This is a genomic window from Mesorhizobium sp. M2A.F.Ca.ET.067.02.1.1 (genome assembly GCF_004023285.1).
Lineage (GTDB): Bacteria > Pseudomonadota > Alphaproteobacteria > Rhizobiales > Rhizobiaceae > Mesorhizobium.
In genome coordinates this window covers 1-5,618 of record NZ_RZSB01000391.1, presented here as the reverse complement: position 1 = coordinate 5,618, position 5,618 = coordinate 1, and the positions used below count along the sequence as shown (strand labels likewise).

Here is a 5,618-nt window from a genome sequence, read left to right as displayed (position 1 = left end):
CCATTGGCCCTTGCTGGCGCCGGAAAGCCGCCAGGAAAGTGCGCGCGCGTCACGGTGGAACTGGTCCCAGGAGACGGGAAAGGCTTTTTCGGGAAGGGACATGGCTCACGCACTCCGCAAGGCGCGCCGTGGCGCGCAGAAACACTGGAATGCAGGCGGAATTAGCCGGAAAGCGCCAGGCTTGGCAAGAGCAGGGGCCGGCGACGGCTGTGGACTTAAGGCGTCGCGCTCAAACGGGTTCAAGCGGCGCTGGTCTGACTTGCGCAGCGTCGCCCTGAACCTTGCCCCCGCTTCCGAGGGATGCTCAACGCGAAAGGAAGGCCGCTACATTCGTCGTGCGCAGCACCGTGCGGGTGACGCCGCCGAACAGAAGCTGGCGCAGCCAGGAGTGGCTGTAGGCGCCGAGCACCAGAAGATCGGCGCCGGATTCGGCGATCCTGGCCTGAATCATGTCATCGACCGAAGTGCCGCCGGATTTCTGCACGCAGACGCTGACATTGGCGCCATGGCGTGACAAGGCCGCGGCGATCTCGGCGCCGGCCGCTTCCGGAGATTCATCGAGCGTCTCGGGCGGGTCGATGACGAGAATGTCCGTCTTGTCGGCCTCGGCGATGAAGGGCAGGGCATCGAACGCGGCGCGGGCCGCTTCCTTGCTGCCGTTCCAGGCAAGCAGCACGCGCCTGAAGGTGGTGACCAGTGGCCCGTCATGGGGCACGACCAGCACCGGCCGGCCGGCATCATAGACCAGCGTGTCGACATCGGCGCTCGGGTCGCCGCCGGTATCGCGCTGCGCGGCGATGATCAGATCGGCGGCGCGCACGCTCGTTATGCCGGTCAGCGCGCTGTCGCCGGAGAAGCTTTCCAGGCTTCGCCATTCGAAGGACAGGCCGGATTCCTCGATCCGCTTCAGGAAATAGGCCTGCAGCTTGCCGGCGCGCTCCTTGTTCATCTCGGCCGAGACCTGCAGGAACTCGGTGTCCGGGAAGCCGGTGGCCGACGTGTAGGGAACGGGCAACGCCTCGGCATGGATGCCGACGAGATGGCTCTCGAACCTTTCGGCAAGCGGAAGGGCGCAATCGAGAACGCGCTCGGCGTCCTGCTCGTTCTGCAAAATGGCGACGATTGTCTTGAAGCGCATGGCCGGTCCCTCAATTGTTTGCGCTACGCGTGGCAGCAAGGGAACGCCTCAGCGCGTTGACTGGTTCCAGCCGAACGCCGGTCAGCCCGCCTTGGCGAAGCCCGCCACCATCGCCTCGACATCCTTGCGCGCGGCCTCGAGCGCTTCCTCGCTGCGGGCGCGCACGACGAGCTCGGTCCAGAACTTGCCGTCGCCATATTTGGGATAGGAGCCGATGATGGTGTCGGGATGCGCCTTCTGGACATCGGCCAGCGGCCCGCCGATCAGGCCCTCGCCGAAGGGGCAGTGCACCGTGGCCGACAGCATTTTGGTGCCGGCCCTGAGCGTCGGCACGACGTTGTCGAGCATGGCCTGGAAGATCGACGGCACGCCCGCCATGACATGGACGTTGCCGATGCGGAAGCCCGGCGCGACGGAGACGGGATTGTCGATATGGTCGGCGCCGCGCGGCATGCGGGCCATGCGCTTGCGCGCTTCGGTGAATTCGATACCGCGCCCGGCATAGCTCGCCTCAAGCAGGGCGTAAGCCTTGGCGTCATACTCGCAGGGCACGCCGAAAGCCTTGGCGATCGAGTCGGCGGTGATGTCGTCATGCGTGGGGCCGATGCCGCCGGTGGTGAAGACGTAGGTATAACGGGCGCGCACGGCATTCACCGCCGCGACGATCTCGTCTTCCTCGTCCGGAACGATGCGCACTTCCTTCAGGTCGATGCCGATCGCCGTCATGATGTCGGCGAGATGGCCGATATTCTTGTCCTTGGTGCGGCCGGAGAGGATTTCATCGCCGATGACGAGCATGGCGGCGGTGACGATTTCAGGCATAGCGGACTCCGGCGCAAAAGCTCGCCTGAGATAACGCGCCCTGAGGCCTGCCGCAATGCGAAAGCCGGATGCGCTTGTGGCGGCGGCCGGTGCGGATATGGTGCGGTCGGTCGGGAGCGGATGAAACCATGCTGATATTGATTGTCCTGTGGCTGCTCGCGGGCTTGCTCGCCGCGGCCGCCCTTGTCCTGCTTGCCCTGATGCTCGCGACATGGCGGATCGCGGCGAAGGCTGAAAGGCTGGTGCCGGCTTGCGGAAAGTTCATCGAGATCGACGGCAACCGCATTCATTATGTGGAAGAAGGCGAGGGCAGGCCGATCGTTTTCCTGCATGGGTTGGGCGCCCAACTTCACCATTTTCGCCATACGCTGTTCGGACGCTTCGGTCCCGGATATCGGCTGATCGCGCTCGACCGGCCGGGCTCGGGCTATTCGGTTCGGGCAAGGAGCGCGACCGGCCGGCTGCCCGAACAGGCGGACATCGTGCGGCGCTTCATCGAGGAACTGCGGTTGGAACGACCTTTGATCGTCGGCCATTCGCTGGGCGGCGCCGTCGCGCTTGCGCTCGCCACCGAGCATCCGACGTCGATTTCCGGCGTCGCGCTGCTGTCGCCGCTGACGCATCTCGAAGCGAGGATAGGTCGGCGGTTCGACCTGCTCTATGTTCCATCGCCGCTGCTGCGCCGGGTCCTGGCCTATACGGCGGCGATACCGCTTAGCCTGCGTTACGCGCAGCCGACGCTGCGATTCATCTTCGCGCCACAAGCGGTTCCCGCGGACTACATGACCGCCGGCGGCGGGTGGATCGGGTTGCGCCCGTCCCATTATCTCGCCACATCCACCGATGTCGTGGCCGTGGAACGGGACCTTGGCCAAATCGAACGGCGTTACCGCGACATAGCGATGCCGGCTGGCATTCTGTTCGGCACCGGCGACCGTGTGATCGGCGAGGCCGTCCATGGCGAACCGATGCTGGACAAGATCAGCGGTCTCGACTTCGAACGGGTCGAAGGCCTCGGCCACATGCCGCAATTCATGGAGCCCGAACGGGTCGTGGCCTTTATCCAACGTGTCGCCGCGCGTGGTTTCGCCAACGCGAGATGATTTCGGCCAGAGCAATTCCAGGAAAAGTGTGAGCGGTTTTCCGTCCGGAATTGCGTCAAAAAACAAAGAGATAGGACGTTTCGCCGTTTCCGTGAAACGGTGAAACGCCCTAACGCCCCGCGCTGCAGCCCATGGCCGTTCACGAAACGTCACATAAAAGTGTCGGACATTCCGTCCTACCCGCAATTTCTGGTGGAACTTTAGGCCCCGCCGCAGGGTTTCGGTCGTATCGCTGTGGGGCTTCGGCCCCACATATTTTTGCGATCGACAGAATGGAGAAATCCGATGCTTACAAGACTTATCGCAGCTTCGGCGCTGGTGCTGGCCACGGGTGGCGCGGCCATGGCACAATCATCAGATGACTGGTGGTGGGGGCACCGCGACCATCGTCCCGCCGCGAGCGAGCAAGTAGACCCCTATAGGACCGGCAGCATCAATGGAGGCTCAGGGCTGAGCACCTCCGGCAACAGCACTGGAGCCATAGGGCCGTGCGCGGACACCACGCCGGGGCCGGACGCCAACTCACAACAGAACGTCAACGACAATTACTGCGGCAAATAGAGTCGCATAGTCGCCGGCGGCCGGTATGAAGCCTCGGGCTTTGCCGCGGAGGCCCTCAGTTCTTGGTCCGGGCGATTCACCGTTTCACGGAAACGGCGAGGCGCCCCACACTGCGCTTTTTACGCGATCCCGAACGAAGGCTGCGCCGAAAGGTGCCGAGCCTGACCACACCTTTCCTGGAGTGTCTAATCCGATACTTCGGTCTGCGGCCGGTCGCGGCCGTCGGCAAGCTCATCGTGCCACTTTCCTTCGGCATCCTCATACTGGATGCCGTCCGTGGTTCCGGCGACCTGCTGCTCGGACGAGGCGATTTCTGCGGCGCGCAGCGCCTCCTGGTGAGTACGGAAAGTCTCGGAAAACGTCGAGCCGACCTTGTAGGCCCAGCCGCCATCATGCTCGACGATCTTGTAAGTCAGCTTCGCCATGAAATCCTCCGGTCAAGAACCGTGCTAGCACGTTTCACCGTTTCACGGAAACGGCGAAACGCACTATCTCTTTGTTTCCACGCAATTCCAGACGGAAAACCGATCACAGTTTTCCTGGAATTGCTCAGTGCAGCTTTCCGTCGGGCAGCCTGTCTTCGGGGACCAGCACTTCCGATTCCCTGGCCGCCTCGATAAGGGCGCGACGTGCGTCCGCTGGCGAACGATACCCTTCCAGCGCTTTGAGGCAAGTGTCGAGAGCATCACGATGGCGCTCGCCGCGATTGAGCGGCCAAACGGTCATCAGGCACTCGGCGGCCTCGCGGGTGCTGCTGATCTGGCGATATTTGCCGACATGGCCGAGCTCGACCACCACCGGCTTCTCAAAAGGTTTGCTGTCTATCATGGCCGCCAACGTAAAGCGGCCAAATTGGTTGCAGTTGTGGCGAGGATCCTGCGCCCAAACGTCTCAGGACCCCGCTGACTGCCGGTTTCGTTTTGACGCAGTTCCGGACGGAAAACCGCGTCGCACTTTTTCCTGGAATTGCTCTAACCGGCGGCCTTCATCCAATGCCGCATCGTCGTCACCGAACGCGCCAGCTGGGGCGCCGGATGGATTTCCTCGCCGAAGGCAGCCGCCGCGCGCCAGCCCCAGCGCGGGTCGGCGAGGAAGGCACGGGCCAGCGCCACCATGTCGGCACGACCACCGGCGACGATCGCCTCGGCCTGGCTCGGATCGTCGATCAGCCCCACGGCGCGCGTCGGAATGCCGGCGCCCTTGCGCACGCTTCCGCCAGATGCACCTGGTAGCCGGGGCCGGGCGGCACCTGCTGCAGGGGCGAATTGCCGCCGCTGGAGCAGCAGATATAGGCGATGCCTTCGGCCTTCAGCGCCTTGGCCACCTCGATCGCGTCCTCGACGTCGAAACCACCGTCGACCCATTCCTTCACCGAAAGGCGCGCGCCCAGCATCATGGACGGGGCGGCCTTCCTCACCGCCCTGGCGATTTCGACCGCGAAGCGCATGCGGTTCTTCAACGACCCGCCCCAACGGTCCGTCCTCTGGTTAGAGAGCGGCGAGAGGAACTGGAAGATCAGATAGCCATGCGCGGAGTGCAGTTCGGCGAAGTCGAAGCCGGCGCGTTCGGCGCGCACGGCCGACTGCGCAAAACGCGCGATGAGCTCAAGAATCTCCTCATCCTCCAACGCGTGCGGCACATTCCAGCCCGTGTCATAGGCGATGGCGGAGGCAGAAACGGTCTGCCAAGGATCTTCGCCGGGCTGCAGCGGACCGCCGCCTTCCCAGGGTCTGCGGTTGGAGGCCTTGCGGCCGGCATGGGCAAGCTGGACGCCGAACTTCGTGCCGGGCGCGGCGACGCGCCTGGCGGCGTCGAGCGTGCGCTTGGCGGCCGCCTCGTTGTCGTCCGAATAGAGGCCGAGGCAGCCATGCGTGATGCGCCCGCGCCGCTCGACATCGGTCATCTCGACGGTGACCATGCCGGCGCCCGACATTGCCAGGTTCATCCAGTGATGGAGATGCCAGTCGCTGGCGGAGCCGTCCTCGGCCGAATAC

At 64.2% G+C, this 5,618-nt stretch carries 5 protein-coding genes and 2 pseudogenes; 1 reads left to right on the top strand and 6 read right to left on the bottom strand.

Annotated elements, in window-relative coordinates:
• The 3 genes and pseudogenes from EOA28_RS40400 to EOA28_RS22995 all read right to left on the bottom strand — a co-directional run.
• A pseudogene (locus EOA28_RS40400) lies at positions 1 to 102 on the bottom strand (xanthine phosphoribosyltransferase); the annotation flags it as partial.
• A 202-nt stretch (positions 103 to 304) separates the two neighbouring features.
• Positions 305 to 1,138 (bottom strand): universal stress protein, encoded by an 834-nt coding sequence (locus EOA28_RS23000; protein ID WP_126082418.1) that lies wholly within the window; start codon positions 1,136 to 1,138, stop codon positions 305 to 307.
• 81 nt (positions 1,139 to 1,219) lie between these two features.
• Positions 1,220 to 1,960: a competence/damage-inducible protein A gene (locus EOA28_RS22995; protein WP_127250173.1), complete on the bottom strand. Its 741-nt coding sequence runs from the start codon at positions 1,958 to 1,960 to the stop codon at positions 1,220 to 1,222.
• A 128-nt stretch (positions 1,961 to 2,088) separates the two neighbouring features.
• Here EOA28_RS22995 and EOA28_RS22990 point away from each other — a divergent pair, with 128 nt between their 5' ends.
• Entirely contained in the window at positions 2,089 to 3,063 is a 975-nt protein-coding gene (locus EOA28_RS22990; protein WP_127250174.1) for an alpha/beta hydrolase, read from the top strand.
• Positions 3,064 to 3,809: 746 nt separating this feature from the next.
• On the opposite strand, the gene EOA28_RS22980 is transcribed toward EOA28_RS22990, so the two are convergent.
• The 3 genes and pseudogenes from EOA28_RS22980 to EOA28_RS22970 all read right to left on the bottom strand — a co-directional run.
• Positions 3,810 to 4,049, bottom strand: coding sequence for a DUF2188 domain-containing protein (locus EOA28_RS22980; protein WP_042644408.1), 240 nt, complete (start codon positions 4,047 to 4,049; stop codon positions 3,810 to 3,812).
• A gap of 124 nt (positions 4,050 to 4,173) precedes the next feature.
• Positions 4,174 to 4,452, bottom strand: a complete 279-nt coding sequence (locus EOA28_RS22975) for a DUF982 domain-containing protein (RefSeq protein WP_112127664.1) — start codon at positions 4,450 to 4,452, stop codon at positions 4,174 to 4,176.
• A gap of 143 nt (positions 4,453 to 4,595) precedes the next feature.
• Positions 4,596 to 5,618, bottom strand: a pseudogene (locus EOA28_RS22970) (NADH:flavin oxidoreductase/NADH oxidase); the annotation flags it as partial.